Origin of the sequence: Gilliamella sp. B3817, assembly GCF_026536705.1 — a bacterium.
Taxonomy (GTDB): Bacteria; Pseudomonadota; Gammaproteobacteria; order Enterobacterales; family Orbaceae; genus Gilliamella; species Gilliamella apicola_I.
On sequence record NZ_JAFNNV010000010.1, the window covers coordinates 55,508 to 78,269 of the forward strand.

Annotated in this window: 14 protein-coding genes and 1 riboswitch; of the genes, 8 read left to right on the plus strand and 6 right to left on the minus strand. The window is 35.8% G+C overall.

Going from position 1 to position 22,762, the window contains the following annotated elements; genetic code table 11:
• Positions 1-161 precede the first annotated feature (161 nt).
• Positions 162-1,628 carry an IMP dehydrogenase gene (gene guaB, locus J3U36_RS10295; RefSeq protein WP_220215297.1) on the plus strand — a complete coding sequence of 489 codons (1,467 nt, stop codon included), beginning with the start codon at positions 162-164 and terminating at the stop codon, positions 1,626-1,628.
• A gap of 144 nt (positions 1,629-1,772) precedes the next feature.
• Here guaB and J3U36_RS10300 read toward each other — a convergent pair whose 3' ends face one another.
• Positions 1,773-2,789, minus strand: a complete 1,017-nt coding sequence (locus tag J3U36_RS10300; RefSeq protein WP_267377822.1) for an amidohydrolase family protein — start codon at positions 2,787-2,789, stop codon at positions 1,773-1,775.
• Positions 2,790-3,243: 454 nt separating this feature from the next.
• Here J3U36_RS10300 and J3U36_RS10305 point away from each other — a divergent pair, with 454 nt between their 5' ends.
• Positions 3,244-3,534 carry a putative quinol monooxygenase gene (locus J3U36_RS10305; protein ID WP_267377823.1) on the plus strand — a complete coding sequence of 97 codons (291 nt, stop codon included), beginning with the start codon at positions 3,244-3,246 and terminating at the stop codon, positions 3,532-3,534.
• 193 nt (positions 3,535-3,727) lie between these two features.
• On the opposite strand, the gene argS is transcribed toward J3U36_RS10305, so the two are convergent.
• The 3 genes from argS to J3U36_RS10320 form a co-directional block, all read right to left on the minus strand.
• A complete protein-coding gene (argS, locus tag J3U36_RS10310; protein ID WP_267352179.1) occupies positions 3,728-5,461 on the minus strand; it encodes an arginine--tRNA ligase in 1,734 nt (577 codons plus the stop codon).
• 206 nt (positions 5,462-5,667) lie between these two features.
• On the minus strand, positions 5,668-10,662 hold the full coding sequence (locus J3U36_RS10315; protein ID WP_267377825.1) for an AAA domain-containing protein: 4,995 nt from the start codon (positions 10,660-10,662) through the stop codon (positions 5,668-5,670).
• Between the two features lie 345 nt (positions 10,663-11,007).
• Complete coding sequence (locus J3U36_RS10320) at positions 11,008-11,625, minus strand: hypothetical protein (protein ID WP_267359300.1); 618 nt, start codon at positions 11,623-11,625, stop codon at positions 11,008-11,010.
• Between the two features lie 311 nt (positions 11,626-11,936).
• A riboswitch (TPP riboswitch) is annotated at positions 11,937-12,039 on the plus strand.
• Between the two features lie 40 nt (positions 12,040-12,079).
• On the opposite strand from J3U36_RS10320, the gene thiB reads away from it, so the two are divergent.
• The 5 genes from thiB to dinB all read left to right on the plus strand — a co-directional run bounded on the left by thiB (position 12,080) and on the right by dinB (position 18,377).
• Positions 12,080-13,072: a thiamine ABC transporter substrate binding subunit gene (gene thiB, locus J3U36_RS10325; protein WP_267377827.1), complete on the plus strand. Its 993-nt coding sequence runs from the start codon at positions 12,080-12,082 to the stop codon at positions 13,070-13,072.
• A 14-nt stretch (positions 13,073-13,086) separates the two neighbouring features.
• Positions 13,087-14,664 (plus strand): thiamine/thiamine pyrophosphate ABC transporter permease, encoded by a 1,578-nt coding sequence (gene thiP / locus J3U36_RS10330; protein ID WP_267377829.1) that lies wholly within the window; start codon positions 13,087-13,089, stop codon positions 14,662-14,664.
• Between the two features lie 22 nt (positions 14,665-14,686).
• Positions 14,687-15,346 (plus strand): thiamine ABC transporter ATP-binding protein, encoded by a 660-nt coding sequence (gene thiQ / locus J3U36_RS10335; protein ID WP_267352174.1) that lies wholly within the window; start codon positions 14,687-14,689, stop codon positions 15,344-15,346.
• A gap of 187 nt (positions 15,347-15,533) precedes the next feature.
• On the plus strand, positions 15,534-17,240 hold the full coding sequence (gene cptA / locus J3U36_RS10340) for a phosphoethanolamine transferase CptA (protein ID WP_267377832.1): 1,707 nt from the start codon (positions 15,534-15,536) through the stop codon (positions 17,238-17,240).
• 81 nt (positions 17,241-17,321) lie between these two features.
• On the plus strand, positions 17,322-18,377 hold the full coding sequence (gene dinB / locus J3U36_RS10345; RefSeq protein WP_267352172.1) for a DNA polymerase IV: 1,056 nt from the start codon (positions 17,322-17,324) through the stop codon (positions 18,375-18,377).
• A gap of 91 nt (positions 18,378-18,468) precedes the next feature.
• Here the strand turns inward: dinB and J3U36_RS10350 are convergent, their stop codons facing one another.
• The gene (locus tag J3U36_RS10350) at positions 18,469-19,905 is read right to left on the minus strand and encodes a 6-phospho-beta-glucosidase (RefSeq protein ID WP_267377834.1); all 1,437 of its coding nucleotides are present in this window, start codon (positions 19,903-19,905) and stop codon (positions 18,469-18,471) included.
• Between the two features lie 14 nt (positions 19,906-19,919).
• Positions 19,920-21,794, minus strand: coding sequence for a glucose PTS transporter subunit IIA (locus tag J3U36_RS10355; protein ID WP_267377836.1), 1,875 nt, complete (start codon positions 21,792-21,794; stop codon positions 19,920-19,922).
• Positions 21,795-21,971: 177 nt separating this feature from the next.
• Here J3U36_RS10355 and J3U36_RS10360 point away from each other — a divergent pair, with 177 nt between their 5' ends.
• Positions 21,972-22,676 (plus strand): GntR family transcriptional regulator, encoded by a 705-nt coding sequence (locus tag J3U36_RS10360; RefSeq protein ID WP_267359312.1) that lies wholly within the window; start codon positions 21,972-21,974, stop codon positions 22,674-22,676.
• Positions 22,677-22,762: the final 86 nt, after the last annotated feature.

Here is a 22,762-nt window from a genome sequence, read left to right on the forward strand (position 1 = left end):
GTTAGTTTGTATGAGATATAATTATTTTTGATGAAATAATAAGAAGGATAACTGTTCAAACTATTTCAAGAATCAAAATACCGCTGGTCTTTTATCGCAAAAGTCAGTAGAATACATCGGCAATATTTTATCAACAATTCAACTCAATGGTGAATATTGTCATGTCTCGTATAGTTAAAGAAGCACTTACATTTGATGATGTGTTATTAGTTCCTGCCCACTCCACGGTATTACCCAACACTGCTGTTATTTCTACTCAGCTAACCCAAACAATTAAACTCAATATTCCGATGCTGTCAGCTGCAATGGATACGGTGACTGAATCCGATTTAGCCATCGCCCTTGCGCAAGAAGGCGGAATTGGTTTTATCCATAAAAATATGTCAATCGAAGCTCAGGCTAACCATGTAAAAAGGGTGAAAAAGCATGAAAGCGGTATCGTCCAAGATCCCGTGACCGTTTTACCTACTGCCACGATTCGAGATGTTATCGAACTTGCTAAAGAATATGGTTTTGCCGGTTTCCCTGTGGTTACTCAATCTCAAGAGTTAGTCGGGATTATTACCGCTCGAGATGTTCGTTTTGCGACTGATTTATCGTTACCGGTAACGGCAGTCATGACACCAAAAGAACGACTTGTTACGGTAAAAGAGGGCGAACAACGTGAAATTGTGCTGAAAAAAATGCATGAACACCGTGTTGAAAAAGTGTTAGTTGTTGATTCCAAATTTCACCTTAAAGGAATGATAACGGTTAAGGACTACAATAAAGCAGAACAAAAACCACATGCTTGCAAAGATGAAAAAGGGCGTTTGCGCGTAGGGGCAGCGGTGGGCGCTGGTGCAGGCAATGAAGAACGGATTGCGGCATTGGTTGAAGCAGGTGTTGATGTTTTATTGATTGACTCATCTCATGGACATTCAGAAGGTGTATTAGAGCGTATTCGTCAGACAAGGCAGGCGTATCCGGAATTACAAATTATTGGGGGGAATATTGCTACTGCGGAAGGTGCAAAAGCATTAATCGATGCAGGGGTAAATGCAGTTAAAGTCGGTATTGGTCCAGGTTCTATCTGTACTACGCGTATTGTGACAGGTGTTGGTGTGCCACAAATTAGTGCCATTATGGATGCAGTTGAAATGGCTCAACGACATAATATTCCTGTTATTGCTGATGGTGGTATTCGTTTTTCGGGTGACATTGCTAAAGCCATTGCCGCAGGTGCATCATGTGTTATGGTTGGCTCAATGTTTGCTGGAACAGAAGAAGCCCCTGGTGAAATCGAATTATATCAAGGTCGAGCTTATAAATCTTATCGAGGTATGGGATCACTTGGCGCAATGGCGAAAGGTTCATCTGATCGTTATTTCCAATCTGATAATGCCGCTGATAAATTAGTTCCTGAAGGTATTGAAGGCCGTATTGCCTATAAAGGCCCATTAAAAGAAATCATTCACCAACAAATGGGAGGATTACGTTCTTGTATGGGATTAACTGGCTGTGCCACTATCGATGAGTTAAGAACGCAATCTAAATTCTATCGAATAACCGGCGCTGGCATGAAAGAAAGCCATGTTCACGATGTGCTAATAACCAAAGAGCCACCAAATTATCGAGCTGGATCTTAATTTTTTATCAATATTAAAGCGTCGTTAATCATTGACGCTGTTCAGTAATAGTAAAAATCCCTACAATTTCAGCGTTGTTGGGATTTTTAATCTTTAAAGGGAATAGTTTGCTTTAAAAACTTGGTTTATAACGTTTTGCGTTAATTACTCAAGTCCCAGCACTTTACGTCCATTCCGAGTGGCGACGTTAACCACATTATCTAAATCGGTATATCGACATCCGGTTACAAGCAGTTTTAGCTCTTCCCACATATTACCCGTTGAAAAGGGGAGCATATAATCACTGACATTATCAGTACCAATCGCAACAGGAATTCCTGCTGCGGCTAATTCATCAACAGGGGTTAAGGAGTTACGGGTTGGGCCTTGTTCTTCACGCCTTGGACTGTCAATCCACGCAAACGGGCAGGCAATCACCATCATTTGGGCTTCTTTCATTTTTTGGTATAATTTTTGACGATATTCTAAGCTATGGGCAGTAATTGAAATACTATGAATTGCCACTACACGACCATGCATTGCATGTTCTAAGGTTTTATCTGTTAATTGCTCTGTTTCTATCTCATCGGATGAATTAAATTGATCTACATGAACATGCACCATTTTGCCTAAAGATTTGCCCGTTTGCATTAATACATCCAGATGTTTAAGTCCCATACCTTCACCATGATCACGTTCATCACGGCGAGGTAAGCCACCAATAATATCGACAAGATCGGCTCCTTTATCAAACCAATAGCGGGCCTCTTTATCAATCACGCCTTTTAAGGTCTGATTCACCAGTTTAATGGTGATATCGTTTTTATAGGTTTCTCGTGCTCGTAATGCGCCTTTGATTGCACGTTCTTCAGCGATAGGGTCAATATCCACAAATGAGCCCATGGCACTAACACCTTGTTCAATCATTCGTTCAACAGCCATACTAAAATGACGATAATAGTCTTCTTCGGTCATGGCGGCTTTGACTTTGTCTAACGTATCCCATTTTTCAATCAATGTCTGTTTTTGGTACACATCAAAACTGTCAACGGTAATTGTAAAAGCACGATCAGCGTGCATATGTGCATTAACCCAACCGCCATTTTGCTTGATTTTGTTCATTAAAAATGCTTTTAAACTTTGATCTCGACTGGTTAATAACATCTTTTTGTTGTCTGTCATAATATGCCTCTACAAATAAATTACCTAAAGTTGGTTTAAAAATTCAAAAATAACAGCTAAAAAAAATCCTCCATAAAGGAGGATTAAAAATAGAACCAACAATGTTTAAAATCTGGATTGTTGATTCACATGGCTTCATAGTTTAAAGACTCTAGCAGGTTATTTAGTAGCAGAAATTCTAAACCTATCTTGATTAAGATCAAGCGTTTTAACAGTGAAAATATGCAAATAAATGATATGGTTAAAGTATTATTTTTTAGATTTTCTTGTCATCATTTGATGGTCATTAACAATTTTGGTTTTATTTTGGGTAACATGATTAGGATAACGGATTAATTTTTATCAATAAGCGATTGTCAAAAAAATGAGATTTTCCATAATGCTTTTTTATTGATGTTAAAACAACCTAAGTTAGTATAAAGTTGATAAAGTTTGCCTAAGATAAGAGGTTATTATGAGCCAGTTAAATATTGTTGCTACGCTAAAAATCAAGTCAGAAAATCATGCCGCTTTTCAAACGCTTTTTAAAAAACTTGTTGAAGCAAGCCGTAAAGAAGCGGGATGTATTCGTTATGAACTTAATCAAAGCATCGATGATCTCGATGTTTATGTCGTCATTGAAACATGGGCTTCGAAACAAGCAATTGATTTGCACAATCATACACCACATTTTATTGAATTCGCCGCATTTGCTAAAGAGCATTGCGAAAAACTCGAAATTTGTATTGTGAAACCTGTGTTATAAGATTAAACCGAACAAGCGATTAACCAAATTGTGTGAGAAAGAAAATTGGTCAAGAAATATTATATTAATAACGCGGATGCGATAAAGTTTGGAGCAGTTTAATCAGGTCAATCGGTTGCCAAAACTTTTGTTGACAACCGATTTAATAAAGTGATGAATGGCGTTATAACATCAGGCATCTATTTTGTTGAAATTACATTTTTTCAACGGTTTTTATGCCTAACATATCTAATCCTACTTTCAGTGTTTTAGCTGTCAAAGAAGCCAGTTTTAAGCGACTTAATTTTAGGTTTTCATTTTCAGCTGTTAAAATAGGGCAGTTTTCGTAAAAACTTGAAAAAAGCGTTGCAATGTCATAAAGATAAGCACAAAGCACGTGAGGCGTGCCTTCATTTGCTAACACTGAAATAGTTTCATCAAATTGAATTAGTCGAGTGGCTAATGCGCGTTCTTTTTCTGTTTCTAAAATAATACTTCCCGATAAGTCATCTTCTGAAATATTGGATTTTCTAAATACCGATAACACACGAGTATAAGCATATTGTAAGTAGGGTGCCGTATTACCTTCAAAAGAAAGCATATTGTCCCAATCAAAAACATAATCAGTGGTACGATTTTTAGAAAGATCAGCGTATTTAACCGCACCAATTGCAACGGCATCGACGACTTGTGCTAACTCTTGTTCAGTGAGTTCTGGATTTTTACTTTGAATTAAGACTTTTGCCCGTTCAGTCGCTTCATCTAAAAGATCATTTAATTTAACCGTATCACCTGATCGTGTTTTAAACGGTTTACCGTCTTTTCCTAACATCATACCAAACATATGGTGTTCGAGTTTTAAAGAATCAGGCACATATTTGGCTTTATGTACAATTGTCCAAACTTGTTCTAAATGCTGATGCTGACGTGAGTCGGTATAATAAAGTATGCGATCGGCATGTAGTGTTTCATAACGATATTTGGCACAGGCGATATCGGTTGTTGCATAAAGGTAACCGCCGTCGCGTTTTTGAATAATCACGCCCATTGGTTCGCCTTCTTTATTTTTGTATTCATCTAAAAATACAACGATTGCCCCTTCGCTTTCTACCGCTAATTTTTTATGTTTTAAATCTGCCACAATGCCGGGTAACATTTTGTTATAAATGCTTTCGCCCATGGTGTCTTCAACGGAAAGTGTGACATTTAACCGTTTGTAAGTCGCAATATTTTGCGTCATGGTAATATCGACCAATTTTCGCCACATTTCACGACAATATTCATCACCACCTTGCAGTTTTACAACATAATTACGTGCTTTTTCAGCAAAAACTTCGTCTTCATCGTAATGTTTTTTTGCTGCTCGATAAAACGATTCCAGATCGGATAGTTGCATATCATTAGCATGTTCATTTTGCATTTTTTCCAGATAAGCAATGAGCATCCCAAATTGTGTTCCCCAGTCACCGACATGGTTAGCACGGATAACATTATGACCAAGAAAAGTTAAAACTCGTACAGTGGCATCCCCGATGATTGTTGAACGTAAATGACCGACATGCATCTCTTTGGCAACATTCGGTGCTGAGTAGTCTACAACAATCGTTTGTGCTTTTGCAGGTAAGGTAATATTCAGTTTATCGCTACTCAGTGCAACTTCATTTTGTTGAGCAATCCAACTATTTTTTAAAAAGATGTTAATAAAACCGGGGCCAGCAATTTCGACTTTTTCGGCAATGTCATCAATATCTAGATGTTGTAAAACCTTTTCCGCCAACGCTCTTGGTGGCATTCCTAGTTTTTTGGCGGTTGCCATGATGCCATTAGCTTGATAATCGCCAAATTGTACTTTAGCTGATTGTTTAATTAAGGCATCACAGTTATTATCAGCACCGGCCATTATCATTGCTTGCGAAACACGTTGAGTTAGTAATTGTTGAATATTCACACTAAACCTAATCAATTATCATAAATGCCCAATATAATACCGATAAAGTAAACACTTGTCACGGCTCAGATGATGTCGTTTACTTTAGTTTAACAGGGTTTTGATTTCCTATTAGGGTATTTTTCAATCAAAAGCATGATTGACAAAAATGACCGATGTTAATCGATCAATTTGGTGATAAACAGAGTCAAAATTTGATTGACATTCTAGTCGTTGAGTGTGTGCTTGATCTTTGTTCCCAATATATTTTCAATATAATGTTGTAGTCGTTGCTTTTCATGATCATTATTTTCATACCAGTTACGTGAAGATAGGCGAAATATATGCGGAATGGTTCTAGATAATACCGATTGTCGCCAAATGTTTCTATATCGTGCATTGGATAATAACGGGTGAATTGGCGCATCGCACTCAATGCCAATACAATAAAGTTTAGTGCTCGGATCTTCAATCGTAAAATCTAATGTAAATACGCCACTGCCTGAGTGGCGGCTATAGGATAAATTGAGCGAACGAATAAAAGTTTCTACATCGTCAAGCAGTCCGTCATCGTGTTGTGTTGGTATTGGCAAATCAGATTGCTTATGTGCCTGTTCGATCAGGTTAAGTAATGATTCAGCAAAAGTAAAATTACCTTCAGATAATGCTTTAGAATAAGCTAAATAGTATTGTAGGTAATCACGAGGGGATGTTGGAGCACGTTTATTGGCTAGCGCATCAGAAACATCTTCAATAGGCATTGATGAGATCAAAATGACTTTTTGGCGAGCTCGGGTGATTGCTACATTTAAGCGCCTTTCGCCACCTTGTTGCCCTAGTATGCCAAAATTTCGCCTGAAAATACCTTGTTTATTACGACCAAATGTCGTTGAAAAGATGATAACATCACGTTCATCGCCCTGCACATTTTCAACATTTTTGATAAAAATTGATACATCTTCACCCTGATCGAATCGTTGATTTTCTTGTTCAAAAATGTCTGAAAATTTTTTATCTAAATTGGCTTTTTCATAAAAACATTTTTCAATCAGATCTGCCTGCTTTTTGTTAAAGGTTACAACGCCTATGGATGGACGATGAGTCGCATCTTTTTTCCAAATGTTATCGACCATTTCAACAACTTTTATTGCTTCACTATAATTGCGTTGATCTTCATATAGACCATTTACCCAAATATATTCAAGTGGTTTGATTTGCTTAATGATATTAGCTGAATGTCTGACAGGTACGTTTAGTTGGCTATGGTAAAAAGCGGTATTGGAATAGTTAATCAGCTCACGATAAGCGGAACGGTAATGAATTTGTAAATAAGTTGTTGGCAACACAGTGCGAGAAAGTTGTAATAAATCCGGACAATCCATAATTTCTTTTAAATTCCAACGATTGAGTAGAGGATTTTCGTTAACTTCTTCTGATAGTGCTTGAATAGTATCATCATCAGCCTCTTCGTCTATGTCAGCGTCTGTTTGTACACCAAAAAATGTAGTGGGTGGCATCTGTTTATCATCACCACTGACTATGGCAATTTTGCCCCGATAAAGAGTAGGTATAGCGTATTCAATGGGCATTTGTGAGGCTTCGTCATAGATGACCAAATCAAATAATCCCGCTTTTAATGGCAATAAGCGACTTGCGGTGTCGGGATTTATTAACCAAATTGGTCTTAAGTACATTAATCCAAGCGGTATACCTTGCTCGATGAATTCACGTAATCGTTTGGCGCGTTGACCTGTTAGCCTTGTTATTCCTTCCCACCTTTTGGGATCAGCTATCTGATTACATTTTATATTATTAAGTAGTAACTGTTTATTCAGTTGATGCAGCTGTTCGTCGTAAGATTTTAGCTGTTCAATGGTTTGATTGATAACTTGCTGATCAATCTGTAATATCGGGTTTTCTTGTTCGATGTACAATTTCCAAATCGTTTTAGCTTCATAATCCAATAGTTGTCTGAATTGATATTGTTGATTTTCTGGACTTAATAAGGCTAGTTCGGATTCAAAAGGTCTTAGTTTTGCCAATACTTCAAGTGCAGTTTCAGATAATTGAATCGCTTCTTTACGAAATGATTGATACGCTTTTAATGAAGGTAAAACATGGTAAATAGCGTCAATAGTTGAAGGTGTTGGTTGATTTTTAACAATCGCCTGTAAACAGTTTTGATACAGGTTTTCATTTAAAAATTGATTGAGCAAGGATAAATGTTGTTCTGAATCTTGACGATATTGATAACGAACAAAGGCCGCTTCGTATTCATTAATTAAATCTTGAAAAGCGTCGCTACTTTTCAATAATGATTGCTCCACATACTGACTATAAGGTGCTTGGTGAATTTTATCAGCCCATGCTTTGACTTCTTCAAGTTCCGATAATGTTTCCTCGATCAAGTATTGAGTGTTATCAAGATTAAGCGTTAAATTGTGTTGAGGTAATTGCAAATCAACAAAGATACTCAGTAACGTTTTGCGAATTGGCCGATATTCAGACTCTAATAATAGCGACTCATAAAGCATTGGAATGCGGTTAATGTTTGCTTCCTCACCGTGCATAGCTAAAAAGTTAAAAAGTCCTTTTTTTGCTAAATAGCGTTGCAAACTCAGGCATTTGTACCAAGCATTAGGGGTAATGAGTTTTCTTGCTTTACTCAGTAAATCTTCTAGTATCTTTGGCTCTAAATAACATAATTTTTGAGACAGGTGGCACCAACCATCTGAGTTTAAATAAGATAGCTGATCTTGCAAAAATTTTAACCCATTGATGAGTCTATTACCTTCTAAGTTACCGGTTTGGATATTTTGAATTTTGAACAAGGGTAACCATTTTAATAGTCGTTCCCGAAGATTTTCCGTGATATTTAAAAAAGCTTCACTCTCTTTTTTAAGCCACTGTTGATGAGGGAGGGGATCATCAACATCAAATTGGATAGGTTGGTTATCAAGATTTGCTGTTCTAACGTGCTCAACTTGAATAAATTGAGTCAGTGATTGATTAAATAAATTTATCGTAATTGGATCATTTGAAAATTCTGTTAATTCTGATAATGGACTATGTTCAAATTTTGCCGGTAACCACAGTGAAAGTAAGGGTGAACACTGATTTTTAATCATTGATAGTTGTTTGACATCAAGATTCTGAAATACTTTGCCTAATTCCGGTACGGTTAATTTGGGTGGATTGTTGGCAATCGTGATTAAATCAGCGATTAACTCCCGATAACTTAAACCAAAGTGGGTCTGTTGAGTATATAATGCCTCATCATATTGATCGAGCTGTGCTTCCAGTTTTGTTACTGTTTTTGCCAGTTTGATGCGCGCTTTAATGTAGTCATCTGAAGGCAGGTTTTTGTCCAGCAAATCAAGCTGTTGACGAATACTATTGATCAATTTGGATCGATCAGCATTAATATCGTTAATCATTATACTGCGCGTATCAAGGCCTTCGGCAGTTAAACGCTTATGAACAACTTCAAGGGCCGCTTTTTTTTGACAAACAATCAGTACCGTTTTATGGCGTCCAATTGCGTCGCCAACCATATTAACAATGGTTTGACTTTTTCCGGTTCCTGGTGGGCCTTCAATTAACAAACCGGGCGCTAATCGTGCTTGTAAAACAGCGTTTTCTTGGCTTGGGTCACTGGCAACCGAAAAAAAACAATTTTGTACGTCTGGTTTTTCAATTTGCTCATCGATTTGAGAATTGGATTTCAGTTTTAGTGCGGTTTCAAGTGCTGTGTTGTCGTAGTCGAGTTTTTTTAATTGACTAAGTTCTTCACCAATTGATTGTCCTATAAAGTTGGCATCAAATAACACAGCGGAACAAGCAAAGTAGATTTTACCTTTTTCTGGTTCAAAGGATGTTGGTAAATCATCGATTTGACTCGACAAAATTTGTCCTAACGACTTTAATTCATTCATAACCTCAAGGGTATTTAACGTTGAACGTAATAATAAGTCATCAAAAACATGTTTCCATTGATTAAAAAGTGTTTTGCCCAAAATCCCTTTAAGTGCGGGATTGATTCTTATTTCTTCTCGTTGACGATCAAAGGCGAGTGTAAGTCGTTTCATTGATGCTATATCGTCATTCATTTTTATGGGCCAAAGTAATAATGGTGCTATTCTGGGTAACCGATTGCCACTGGTTTCTTGATAAACTAAAAAAGGAAAGCCCATATAAAGACTGTCAATGCCCGTATCCCGTTGATAAATAGTGGTTGCCCGAAATAAGTTGCGTAATTTAATTTCAAGAAGTTCATTCGTTTCGAATACGGCTTTAATATCGATTTGTTGCTGACGAGGTTGTCGAGCAAGAATATGATCAAGTAGTTTATTTGACGGTAAAGATGCGGTTCCTAATAAGTTAAGATCAATACGTGGTGTAAAACGACCTAGGTTCATCCTAACTAACGGGCCTTGCAAGATACTCATTGATACTTTTTTATGAAAGAAATCGATAATTCGAGATGAGTATTTTTTTAACGGCGGTTTAATCCAATGTTCATTAGGAATGCTCAATAAAACCAAGAGCCGACAAAATGGTATACGTTTTTCAAAACGATACTGTTGTGTCCACTGATTGAGCTCTTCATGACCCAGTTCGGCAAATCCTTCTATTCGCTCATCCAATAGTTGATATAGTCTTAATCTAGGTTGCTTAAAATAATTTGCTAACTCTTCATCGCTTAATATATCAATATCATAATCATTGGCTAATTGTTTACATTCATTGATGACGTTATTTGCCGTTTTAAATTGATCTTCTTGTGCACTGAGTAAAATGATTAGATCATCTTCACTAATATTGTTACGTTCCATTAATGATAATAATCCAAGATTATTGGCATCAGGAAAGAAAGATGAGCGTTTAGTCCACATTGCCATTAATTGGTTTTTAGAACAGGCTAATTGAAGTGTTTTTAGTCGGTTTTCATCCAATTTGATTTGTAAATTTGATGCACGTAAGCGAACATTATTGGCGCGTATAGATAATTGCCATAACCCTAGTTTAGATTTATGCTCTTTAATAGGCATAGTTTCACTAATCAATTGAAATTTTTTTAATGGTTTTGTATCAATAGAATTTTTGAATGAAACGGATAATAGGTCATAATGATATGTTTTATCATCGATCATTTGCTTACTTAGCATTTCATTATCGAATCGTTCAGTTTGGCAATGACCACAGTGACGCTCTAACTCCATTTTGTATTCCTTATATTCAACTCAATGTTGATGTTATTTTTATCATTTTTATTTATATTGAATTGTAGAATGACAATGATTATTTATAAAGATTAATTTTAATACAGTCGATAGAAAACACGCATTTTAGCCCGATTTGGGTTAGCAAATGGCATCTATTATTTTGTTAAATATACAATTCAAAAAAAGCCCGAAAACTCTTATTGGTTTTTAATTTATCTATATTAAATCAATATCAATCTATTTTAAATTCATTATGACCTCTTAAGTAAACTGGCTTTGTGCGATGATCTTTTAAAAAACGAGCTACTCTAGTTATTCATCATTTATATTTTTACGGATTGCTTAACTGGATGCTGTCACAGGAATATGACGAATCTTAGGGTTATTAATGAGTAACCAATCGGGTAAATTACTTTCTTTTTCAACTAGCCAAATAATGGTATTTATAAATAACCGATCGTTTGAACCTTTAGGTTTTGGGTATTCAAGTTGTGAAAGTGCTAAAGAACGCGCAAAAAGTTGATGCTCACTAAAACTCATATTATGACGATTTTTAGACAAATGTGATTCATAATCAATTATCAACGCAACAGGCTGTTGATCATAGCTGACTAGTTGATCTAACGTGTTACTTAAATGATTTATTTTTGCGGAATCTTTTTTGGGAACAGCATTTAATCTTAGGCGTTTAAACAACGTATCGCTTTTAATTGCGGGTAAGTCTGGTGTTTGAATTTCTTCGAATCCAACAGCTGAATTCCACAATAAGACGTGATTAAATTTTGCATTTTTTAATATTCGATAAATCGACAAGACTAATGTTTCGGAAATGATGGTTTCAGTATCAATTTTCGATTGTTGTCGATCATGAATGTTTCCGGATAAAACGAATTGAGGTTTTGAATTTAGATAGCGATTTAAATCACGCATCCAGCGAGGGCTCTTGAAAGATTGAGACATAATTAATCCTTTAATAAAAATCAAATAACTGACGTTTTTATTATATACAAAGCAATTGAGTAACATCTACTATTTTTTTAATTAATAACTTATTTTTATTTGAATTTCTTGAATACTCAATCCGTTAAACAGTGATTAAACTTAGGTAATAATCATAATAAGAGACAATTAAAATCGCTTTAAAATTATCTAATTTTGGAGCATTAATTCGTTACCTTTTTACCTTAACAGTGATTAAACTTGCTTGTTATTATTCATGCTATCGCAATTACAACTGTTTACAATTAATGAGGTAAACACTAAACTATTTATCGTTCTCAACGGGGTGCCCAAATGGCTGAGAATGTTGGTTAACATAACCCGTCGAACCTGAACTGGATCATGCCAGCGGAGGGATTTGAGTTATTGTGTCTGCTCAAACCTTTTGTCTTTTATTTACTATTTTGGAGGCAAAATGTTTCGTAAGAATCTTCTTTTGTTTTTTGTTTTTTCAGCTTTTTTCTTGATTGATACCGCCAATGCTAAGCCAACTTTAACCGTTTATAGTTACAATTCTTTTATGTCTGAGTGGGGCCCAGGTGAGGCCATTAAGCAAGGTTTTGAAGCGGAGTGTGATTGTCAGTTGGATATCATTTCGTTAGGGGATGGTGTATCAATTTTAAATCGGATCCGGCTCGAAGGGAAAAAGACCAATGCCGATGTTATTTTAGGCTTAGACAATAACATTTTACAGCAAGCTAAGTTAGCCAATATTGTTATTCCTCATCAAATCATTAAACCTGATAATCTTAACACTGATTGGTGGGATAATGATTTTCTTCCTTATGATTATGGTTATTTTGCTTTTATTTATAACAAAGATAAAATCAAAAATCCTCCCCATAGTATGCAACAACTTGTTGATAATAAAGCCAATTGGCGAATTATTTATCAAGACCCAAGAACCAGTACGCCAGGACTAGGTCTACTGTTTTGGATCAAAAATATCTATGGCGATGATGCTGCCAATGTATGGAAAAAGATTGCTAAAAATACGGTAACCGTCACCAAAGGCTGGAGTGAATCTTATGGTATGTTTTTGAAAGGCGAAGCTGATTTTGTTTTAAGCTACAGTACATCGCCGATTGCTCATATTATGAAAAATGATCATCGCTATGAGGCAGCCATTTTTGATGAAGGACATTACCGTCAGGTTGAAGTAGCAGGTATAATCAAATACAGTCAGCAACCCGAGTTAGCACGTCAGTTTTTACAGTATTTACTCTTACCTGAAGTACAACGTCAGATTGCTGAAAAGAATGTGATGTACCCGATTATTCAAACGACATTACCTGAGGCTTATCAGCAAATAAAGCCTGTCACTAAGGCGTTAGAATTTGGATCTGAGCAAGTTGAAAAAGGACAAAAAGCTTGGATTCGTGAGTGGCAATCAGCGATCAGTAAGTAATTATAGACATTAACATGTTGAATTTTAGAACGTTAATACCGGGTATTCTTGCCGCCAGTAGCATAATGGTTGTACTGGGTAGTGCTTTATTATCCATTGGTTATTACGCAATAACTTCAGGTGAGATAAACAGTTATATTGACAGCTATTTATTACATATTTTGTGGATAACTGTCTATCAAGCCACACTATCAACATGTCTTTCTATTTTCTTGGCTATATTAATGGCAAAAGCTTTATCCATGGTTGAGTTTTGGGGTAAAGGTCTATTGTTGCGAATAATGCCGGTGACGTTTATTTTACCTGCACTAGTTGTTGTGACAGGGCTTTTATCCGTTTATGGGCAACAGGGATTACTGTCAATCTTTGTTGGATATATCGGCTTGCCATTTTCATGGTCAATTTATGGATTACAAGGAATTTTATTAGCACACGTATTTTTGAATTTTCCTTATGCTTGTTGTCTATTTTACCGTACGCTGATGAGTGTGCCTGTTGAACAGAAACAGCTAGCCGCTCAATTGAATTTTTCTGGTTACACTTTTTTTCGATTGGTTGAATGGCCACATCTTCGTCGGCAAATATTGCCTATGGCTTCGCTGATTTTTATGCTCTGTTTTTCAAGTTTTGCGATTGTATTGGCTTTAGGCGGTGGCCCCAAATATACCACCATTGAAGTAGCAATTTATCAATCCATTCGTGATTTTGATTTTATTCAAGCGGTTTTGCTTTCCTTATTGCAATTGCTTTGTTGCGTAGGTTTTATGGGAATAATGCAAAAGTTTAATAATAATAAACAAGTCACAATGCGCTTTATAAAGCAAAACTACCGTTTTCCTGTTTCTGGATTGGCTGCCTTGCTAAGTTCAATCGTGATTATTATAGGGGGATTATTTATTTTACTTCCTTTGATAAATATCGTGATTGATGGTGTTTATTTTTTCCGTTTGTCACTGTTTACGCCAACCTTTCAACATGCAACACTGTTTTCACTTTTCATTGCATTGGGGTCAGCCATCGTAACCCTGTTAATGGCACTATTTATTCTTTGGACAAATAGTCGATTGCTCATTTATCAAAAGGTAACGTGGAGTAATCGATTAATGTTAGCCAGTTCGTTAATTTTAGCGATTCCCAGCATGATTTTAGCGTCAGGACTGTTTATATTATTTTATCAGTATGCAGGTAATACTTGGTTTATCTGCATTTTATTAATATTGTGTAATGCTTTAATGGCATTACCTTTTGTCATTAAAAGTCTGGCTACCCCCATGTTCGATGTCACTAAGCGTTATTGGCTATTAAGCCAATCCCTTTGCATTGACGGGGTTAACCATTTTTATTTGATTGAATATAAAGCATTAAACAAATTAATGTTAAAAAGTTTTGTTTTTTCGGCTATCTTATCTTTAGGGGATTTTGGCATTATCGCACTATTTGGTGGGCAGTCAGTCATCACATTGCCTTATTACCTCTATGAGCAGCTATCACATTATCATTATCAAGATGGTAGTGTCACAGCGGCAATATTATTAATTATCTCTTTTAGTTTATTGGTTTTGGTGGATGATGATCACACTCAATCATATTAATTATCATTATGATAATTTTAAAATGTTTTTTAATTTTGGTATTGCCGCAAAAGAACGGGTCGTCATTGTTGGGCCAAGTGGTGCGGGTAAAAGTTCATTATTGAGTTTAATCGCCGGTTTTATTTCACCTGATTCAGGAAAAATAATACTCGATGATCAAGATATGACGAATGTCACTCCCGGAAAACGCCCAGTATCTATGTTGTTTCAACATAATAATTTGTTTGACCATTTAACGGTTCAAGATAATATCGCTTTAGGATTAAAACCTTCTTTAAAGCTGAATATTTCACAAATGCAAATTATTGATGATATTTTAGAAAAAGTTGGATTAACAGGATTTAATCAACGTTACCCTGAACAATTATCGGGTGGTCAACGTCAACGGGTTGCTTTAGCGCGGTGTCTAATTCAACATCGTCCGATTTTACTTTTAGATGAGCCTTTTTCAGCGCTGGATCAATCATTACGTTTTGAAATGCTTGAATTAGTTAACCAAATCTGTGAAGAATTTGAATTAACATTAATGATGGTGTCCCATTATCTGGATGAATCATTGTATTATTTTTCACGATGTTTAGTTGTCGATGAAGGGCAGATTATTTTTAATCATTCACCCAAAAAGTTAACCTGTTCAGAACATCAACATGTTGCTCAGCTATTAGGCTTGAAGTCGATTTAATCCGCTAAAATTAATCTTTAGCTAAGCAGTATATTCATTGAAAATATGCTTCATATTGCTTTCATAGCATTAATGATTACCGTTGGCTTTTGTTAGTTTCAATATCGAATGTGAGTGCTTAAGGTTTTATTAATCTACCCAATGTATCTTATAAAAACTTATTCATCATGATTCGTTATTGATATTTATGCAAAATTTGAAAGAAGATCAGAAATTTAGTTTTTCCTCGTTATTTTTGATTATATTATTTTTTACCTATTTTTCATCCGCTTTGCAACTCTATATTTCTCTGTCGGGACACTCTAATTTTATTGGGTTAAGAGATTCTATTATTTATAGCTTAATTTGGCTCATACCGGTGTTATTTTTTCCGAATCATACTCGTAAAATTGCAGCCATTTATGGGATTATAGTTGGCGGATTGTCTTTAATTTCGTTAGCTTATTTTGTGATTTATCGGCAGGAGTTTTCACAAAGTGTTTTTTTTATAATGGCTGAATCAAATTTCAATGAATCTAATGAATATATTCAGCAATACTTAAGTTTTAAATTGATTGCCGTATTAGTCGTCTATATTTTAGTGGCTCTATTTCTTTGGAAACAAGTCAAACCGGTTTATGTTCAAAATAAAACTAAGTGGATGGTTTCACTATTGATTGCTATTTATGCTTTGATGCCACTAGCAATCAGTGTAATGGTAAAAAAAACTTCCTTTGAGAAAGCGGGAGCACATTTATTAAGCCGTATGGAAACGACAGTACCTTGGCAATTAATGAGCAGCTATATTGCATACCGTTCACAACTTTCTAATATGGAAAATATTTTGAATAATTTGCAATCTTTGCCTTCATTAGAAAATTTAACAGATAGTAATGGAGAGACACCAAGAACATTAGTCTTAATCATTGGGGAATCGACTACCCGTACAAGAATGGGGATTTATGGTTATAACCGCAATACCACCCCGATGATTGAACAATTTAAAAAAGAAAATCCAAATTTATTGGTTTTCAACGATGTTGTCTCATCCAGACCATATACGATCGAAATTTTAGAACAAGCCCTGACTTTCGCCGATGAGCGGCATCCTGATTTATACTTAACACAACCTTCACTCATTCATCTTATGAAACAAGCAGGGTATAAAACATTTTGGATTACCAATCAACAAACAATGACTAAACGAAATACGATGTTAACCATGTTTTCTAAGCAAACAGATAAACAATATTATATGAATAACGATCGTAACCAAAGTGCCAGACAATATGATGATGCTGTGATTCAGCCTTTTAAAGAGGTGTTAACCGATCCCGCTAAAAAGAAATTTATCGTTATTCATTTACTTGGTACGCATATGAAATATGAATTTCGTTATCCGAAAAGTAGTGAATATAATGTTTTTCAAGATAAGACAGGCATTCCATTCAATATTGGCGATGATAACGCCAAAGTCTACAACAGCTATGATAATGCAATTAGCTATAATGATTATGTAATAACGACATTGTTTAATACTTTTAAACAGAGCCATGATAACGGTTTTATGTTGTATTTTTCCGATCATGGTGAAGAGGTTTATCAAACACCACCGTATGATGTCTTAGGACGAAATGAAAAAGCACCAACCAAACCGATGTATACCATTCCCTTTATACTTTGGCAATCACCAAGTTGGTTGAAAACACATCCTAATGATTATCAAGCTTACGTTGATCGCAAATTTAGCTCACAAGATTTAATTCATACTTGGTCTGATTTAGCAGGCTTACGTTACAATTTATATCAGCCTGAAAAAAGTTTAGTTAATCCTAACTTTAAACCATCAATACGTTGGATTGGCGATCCCTATGATAAAAAAGGTTTAGTGGATTTTGATAAATTGGTTAAGTAATTGATATCCTGATTGCACAAGCATTTAAGGTATGGTATTGTATATTTATACAGTTATATTTTAGATACTATCATTCAGATTATGCGAAAAATCATTCATGTTGACATGGATTGTTTTTATGCGGCAGTTGAGATGCGGGACAACCCTCGATACCGTAATATCCCCATTGCTGTTGGGGGTGACCCACGAAAAAGAGGTGTTGTTGCAACAGCCAATTATCTTGCTCGACAATTTGGTATTCATAGTGCTATGTCAATGGCACAAGCGGTAAAACTGTGTCCAAATCTTAAAGTTATTCCGGGTAGACATGCTGTTTATAAAGAAGTTTCAAACCAGATTCATCAAATTTTTCAGCGTTATACCCAAGCAATCGAGGCCTTATCACTTGATGAAGCTTATTTAGATGTGACTGATTGTCAACTTTGCCATGGTTCGGCAACATTAATTGCCAAAGACATTCGCCAAGCTATATTTAATGAACTGGGTTTAACTGCGTCAGCTGGTGTTGCGCCACTTAAATTTTTAGCTAAAATTGCTTCAGATATGAACAAGCCTAACGGTCAGTATGTGATTACACCTGACGAAGTTGATTCGTTCATACAGCAACTCCCTCTTAAAAAGATTCCGGGGGTGGGGAAAGTCACCGAAAAAAAACTGGCTGAACTAGGGTTATTTACTTGTCGAGATGTGGTGAAGTATGATTTAACCAAATTACTTAATCAATTTGGTAAGTTTGGTCGAGTGCTTTATGAAAGATGTCAAGGCATTGATGAGCGTGAAGTCTGTAATGACAGGCAACGTAAATCAGTGGGGGTTGAACGTACTTTGGTTGATGATATTCATACTTGGGATGACTGTTTACTGCAACTCGATCCACTTTATGATGAGTTAGAAAAACGATTAAGTAAAGTCAGAACAGATTTATCGATTGCCCGACAAGGGGTAAAATTTAAATTTGATGATTTTCAACTCACGACACAAGAACATGTCTGGGCAAAGTTGGATAAACAAGATTTGATTGAACAAGCGTACAAAGTTTGGCAAGAACGACGAAATGATAGGGGGGTTAGGTTAATTGGCTTTCATGTTACCCTTATTGATCCACAATTAGACAAACAGTTAATCTTCCCTTTTTAGCTATTTAAAGCACTAAGGTGTTAAGCTGAATTTATGGGGATGATTGAAATATCACAAAATCCCCATAAATGAGTTTGGCTTAACTAAGTCGTTATTTTAAGTTTTCACCGTTGGTCTGAATGACTTGTTTATACCAATCAAAGGAATCCTTCTTATACCGTTTCATGCTACCATTACCTTCGTTATCACGATCAACATAGATCACACCATAACGTTTTTTCATTTCGCCAGTAGTAAAGGATACAACATCTATAATTCCCCATGCGGTATACCCAATAACATCGACCCCGTCATAGTCCATTGCTGTTAACATTGCTTTGATATGTGCACCGAGATATTCAATTCGAGGTTGGTCATGTATTTGATGACTATTTTCGAGTTGATCAATTGCCCCGAAACCATTTTCTACAATAAATAACGGCAATTGATAGCGATCATATAAACGGTTTAATGTATAGCGTAAGCCTTCAGGGTCAATTGGCCATCCCCAGTCACTGCTTTTAATATAAGGATTTTCAACCGCATTTGGTAAAGCACCATTGACGATATTGTCACGGTTATCATTTTTGACATCGGCTTTAACGACAGTAGACATGTAATAACTAAACCCAATGTAATCAACTGTGCCTTGTTTCAAACATGCTAAATCTTCTTGCGTAATATCAAGTTTATAACCTTCACGCTCAAACTCTTTTAATGCATAAGCAGGGTAATAACCTCGGACATGAACATCAGGGAAGAAGAATCGTTGATGCATTGCAATTTCTGAAGCCATCATATCTTCAGGATTACATGAGTATGGATAGATTGGTACATGAGAAATCATACAGCCAATTTGAAAATCGGGGTTGATTTTTTTACCCGCGATCACGGCTTTAGCACTGGCTAAGAGTTCGTAATGAGCAACTTGGTAAAGGACTTCTTGCGGATTTTCGCCTGCTTTGACTTGTACACCAGAATTAGTCCAAAAGAAAATAGGATTACTCGTATCCATTTGATTGTTAATTTCGTTAAATGTCATCCAGTATTTAACTTTGTTTTTATAACGCTCAAAGCAGGTGATCGCAAATCGTTCAAAAAACTCAACCGTTTTACGATTACGGAATCCTCCATATTCACGAGCAATATGCAAAGGAATTTCAAAATGGGATAGGGTAATGACCGGTTCAATTCCGTTGGCAATTAATTCATCAAATACCGCATCGTAAAACCGTAATCCCTCTTCATTAGGTTGTAGTTCATCGCCTTTAGGGAAAATTCTTGTCCAAGCAATCGAAGTACGAAGACATTTAAGTCCTAGATCCGCAAATAGTTTAATATCCTCTTTATAATGGTGATAAAAATCAATTGCGGTATGGTTTGGGTAAAATTTTCCTGCTTCAATATCTTGCGTAATTTGTCTTGGCACACCGTGTGCACCTGCTGTCATAACATCGACGACACTTGGGCCTTTACCGCCCTCATTCCAACCGCCTTCAAATTGGTGGGCAGCTAATGCACCACCCCATAAAAAATTTTTTTGCTTCATATCTGTGTTCCTTGTTATTGCTTAATGTCAAATACGATATCTTGAGTTGTAACGTCTGTTTTATCGGTTAAAGTGATTTGCTGATACTGCGTACTATTAACAATAATAATTGGGGTGATTAATGGATAACCCGCTTTTATAATTGCGTCTGTATCAAAACTGATAAGCAAATCACCTTTTTTAACTTGTTGATTTAATGATACATGATAATTAAATTCGTTATTTGTTAAATTAACTGTATCGATACCACAATGGATTAATAGTTCTACACCATTATTTAAGGTCAAACCAATTGCATGCTTTGAACGCTCAAATACTGCAGTAATTTGCGCATCATCAGGGGCATAAACGCGATTATCCGTTGGCTCAATTGCGATACCTTCTCCCATTAACTTTTGCGCGAAGGCAGGATCAGGGACTTCACTCAGTGGCAGCGCTTTCCCTGTCATTGGGCTGGTAATTTGAATTTCATCAAGTAAAACATTTGGCGTATCATCTTCGATCTGCTCAGTTGACGATGACTTTGTTTCACCGGTACCTAAAATTTGAATTAATAATACCGGACCAAATAAGGCAATTGTTGAACCGATTAAAACGCCTATAAATGAGCCGGGATGTTCAGGATTAATTGCATTAACTATGGTTAATGGACCCGGCAAAGCGGCATAGGTATAGTAATAAGGTGTAAAAAATCCAGCAACAATTCCGCCTATTGCTGAACATGCACAGCCATAAATGAATGGTTTTTTAAAACGTAAGTTCACACCATATATAGCCGGTTCAGTAATACCAAAAATACCGGTAACAAATGCGGATAAAGAGACCCCTTTCATATCTTTATTTTTGGTTTTGATATAGAATCCTAACGCCGCGCCCACTTGACCAATAACAGCAATTGTTTGGAAAGCTTGGAATGAATCTTGACCGTATTGATTAATATTTTCAATGATAACGGGTGTGATTCCCCAATGAACACCGAAAATAACAAATACTTGCCAGACTGCACCGATTAATCCACCTGCCACAGATGGTGCAAGATTAACAATCCAGTTATACCCATTAGCAATATAATGTGCAGCATTTGCAGTCAGCGGACCGATTGCAAGCAAAGTAAGCGGAACCATAATGACTAAGCAAATAAGAGGCATCAGGAGTGGTTTGATGATGCTATGTAAACGTGGCTCTAAAAATCGTTCTAAATAAGATAACAACCAAACTAAGAATAAAGGGGGTAAAACCGTAGATGTATAAGTAGTTTCAGACAATGCCAAACCAAATAAATTAACTTCTTGTCCTGATTTGATGAGTGCAGCCAGTTCAGCCCAGGTTGGTGATAACAAGGCTGCACAACACGCCACGGCGATATAAATATTACAGCGAAAATGTTGTGATGCTGTAATCGCAATAAAAATAGGTAAAAAGGCGAAGGGTGCCCACGAAATGAAATTGAATACTTGGTAAGTGCCTGTCGTTCCGAAATCAGGAAAGGCTAATTTAATTAAGATTAGAATCCCTTGTAATATTCCCGATGCGGCTAAAACATAAACGAAAGGCGCAAAAACGGCTGACATAGTTGCAATGATAAGATTTAATATATTTTTATTTTCGGAACTTGCAACTTTATTATCTGTTTTAATTAATTGTATAAAAGCATTGTAGACCTTATCGACATTTGTGCCAATCACCACCTGAATTTGTCCACCTTTTTCAACAACGGTTATGACGCCAGGGAATTTAGCAATATTTTCTTTAGCATTTTCGGGTGTTTTTTGGGTTACCAAACGTAAACGTGTTGCACAACGAGCGACTGTGACAATATTATCTTCACCACCCAGCTCATTCAAAATATCAACAGCCAACTTATTATAGTCTCGAATCTTTGATGACATTGTTTAAAGTTCCTTATAAAAAATACAGTTAGCTTATCTTATCGACAAATTGAAAATTGTTAATTACCAATTTTATTGTTTGTGATCTAGATCTAATTTTAAATTTGTTTGCTTTAATATTAAAATAACCTGTATAAAATGGGATATGCCAATCTAAAAAACAGAGAAGGGAAATAAATGTTAAAATATCAGGATGTTGCAGAAAAAATTAAACGAACAATTTATCAACAAAAATTGCCAAAAGATACCCAATTACCCAATATTGAAGGGTTAATTAACCAATATCAAGTCAGTCGGACAACCATTATTAAAGCCTTAAATCAACTTGAACGCCATGGCGTAATCTATCAAATACAAGGTAGTGGTATTTTTGTCAGACAGCCTAAAAAAAGTGGATATCTCAATTTTCTAGAGAGTCACGGCTTTAGTGTAGATTTAAATGATCTTCCTGGTGCATCGCAAGTATTTAACGTAGATGTTATTGAACCAGACAAAAAAGTAAAAGAAAATCTGAGATGTAGTGATGATGAACACGTTTATTACATCAAGCGTTTGCGATATGTGGACGGCGAAATATATGGATTTGAACAATCTTATTATCGCAAAAAACTGGTTTCATATTTGAATAAAGAAATTGCTGAGCATTCAATATTTAGTTATGTGAAAGATATCTGTAAAATTAGCATTGGTTTTTCAGATAAGTATTTCAAAGCGATAAAATTAGACGCTGAAATAGCGGAATACTTAGGCTTACAAGCAGGCGATCCGGCGTTATGTGTTGAAGAGATATTTTATACATCGGCAGGAGAACCATTCGATTTCTCAACAATTATCTACCATTATGATAATGCTAAATTTTATGTACAGAGCCATTCTAAATGAATCGAAGTTTTAAAAGAGTAGCTTGAAAAAATGGATGATTGATTTAGTAAACTATTTGTACAATAATTACTTTAAATTATAAATAA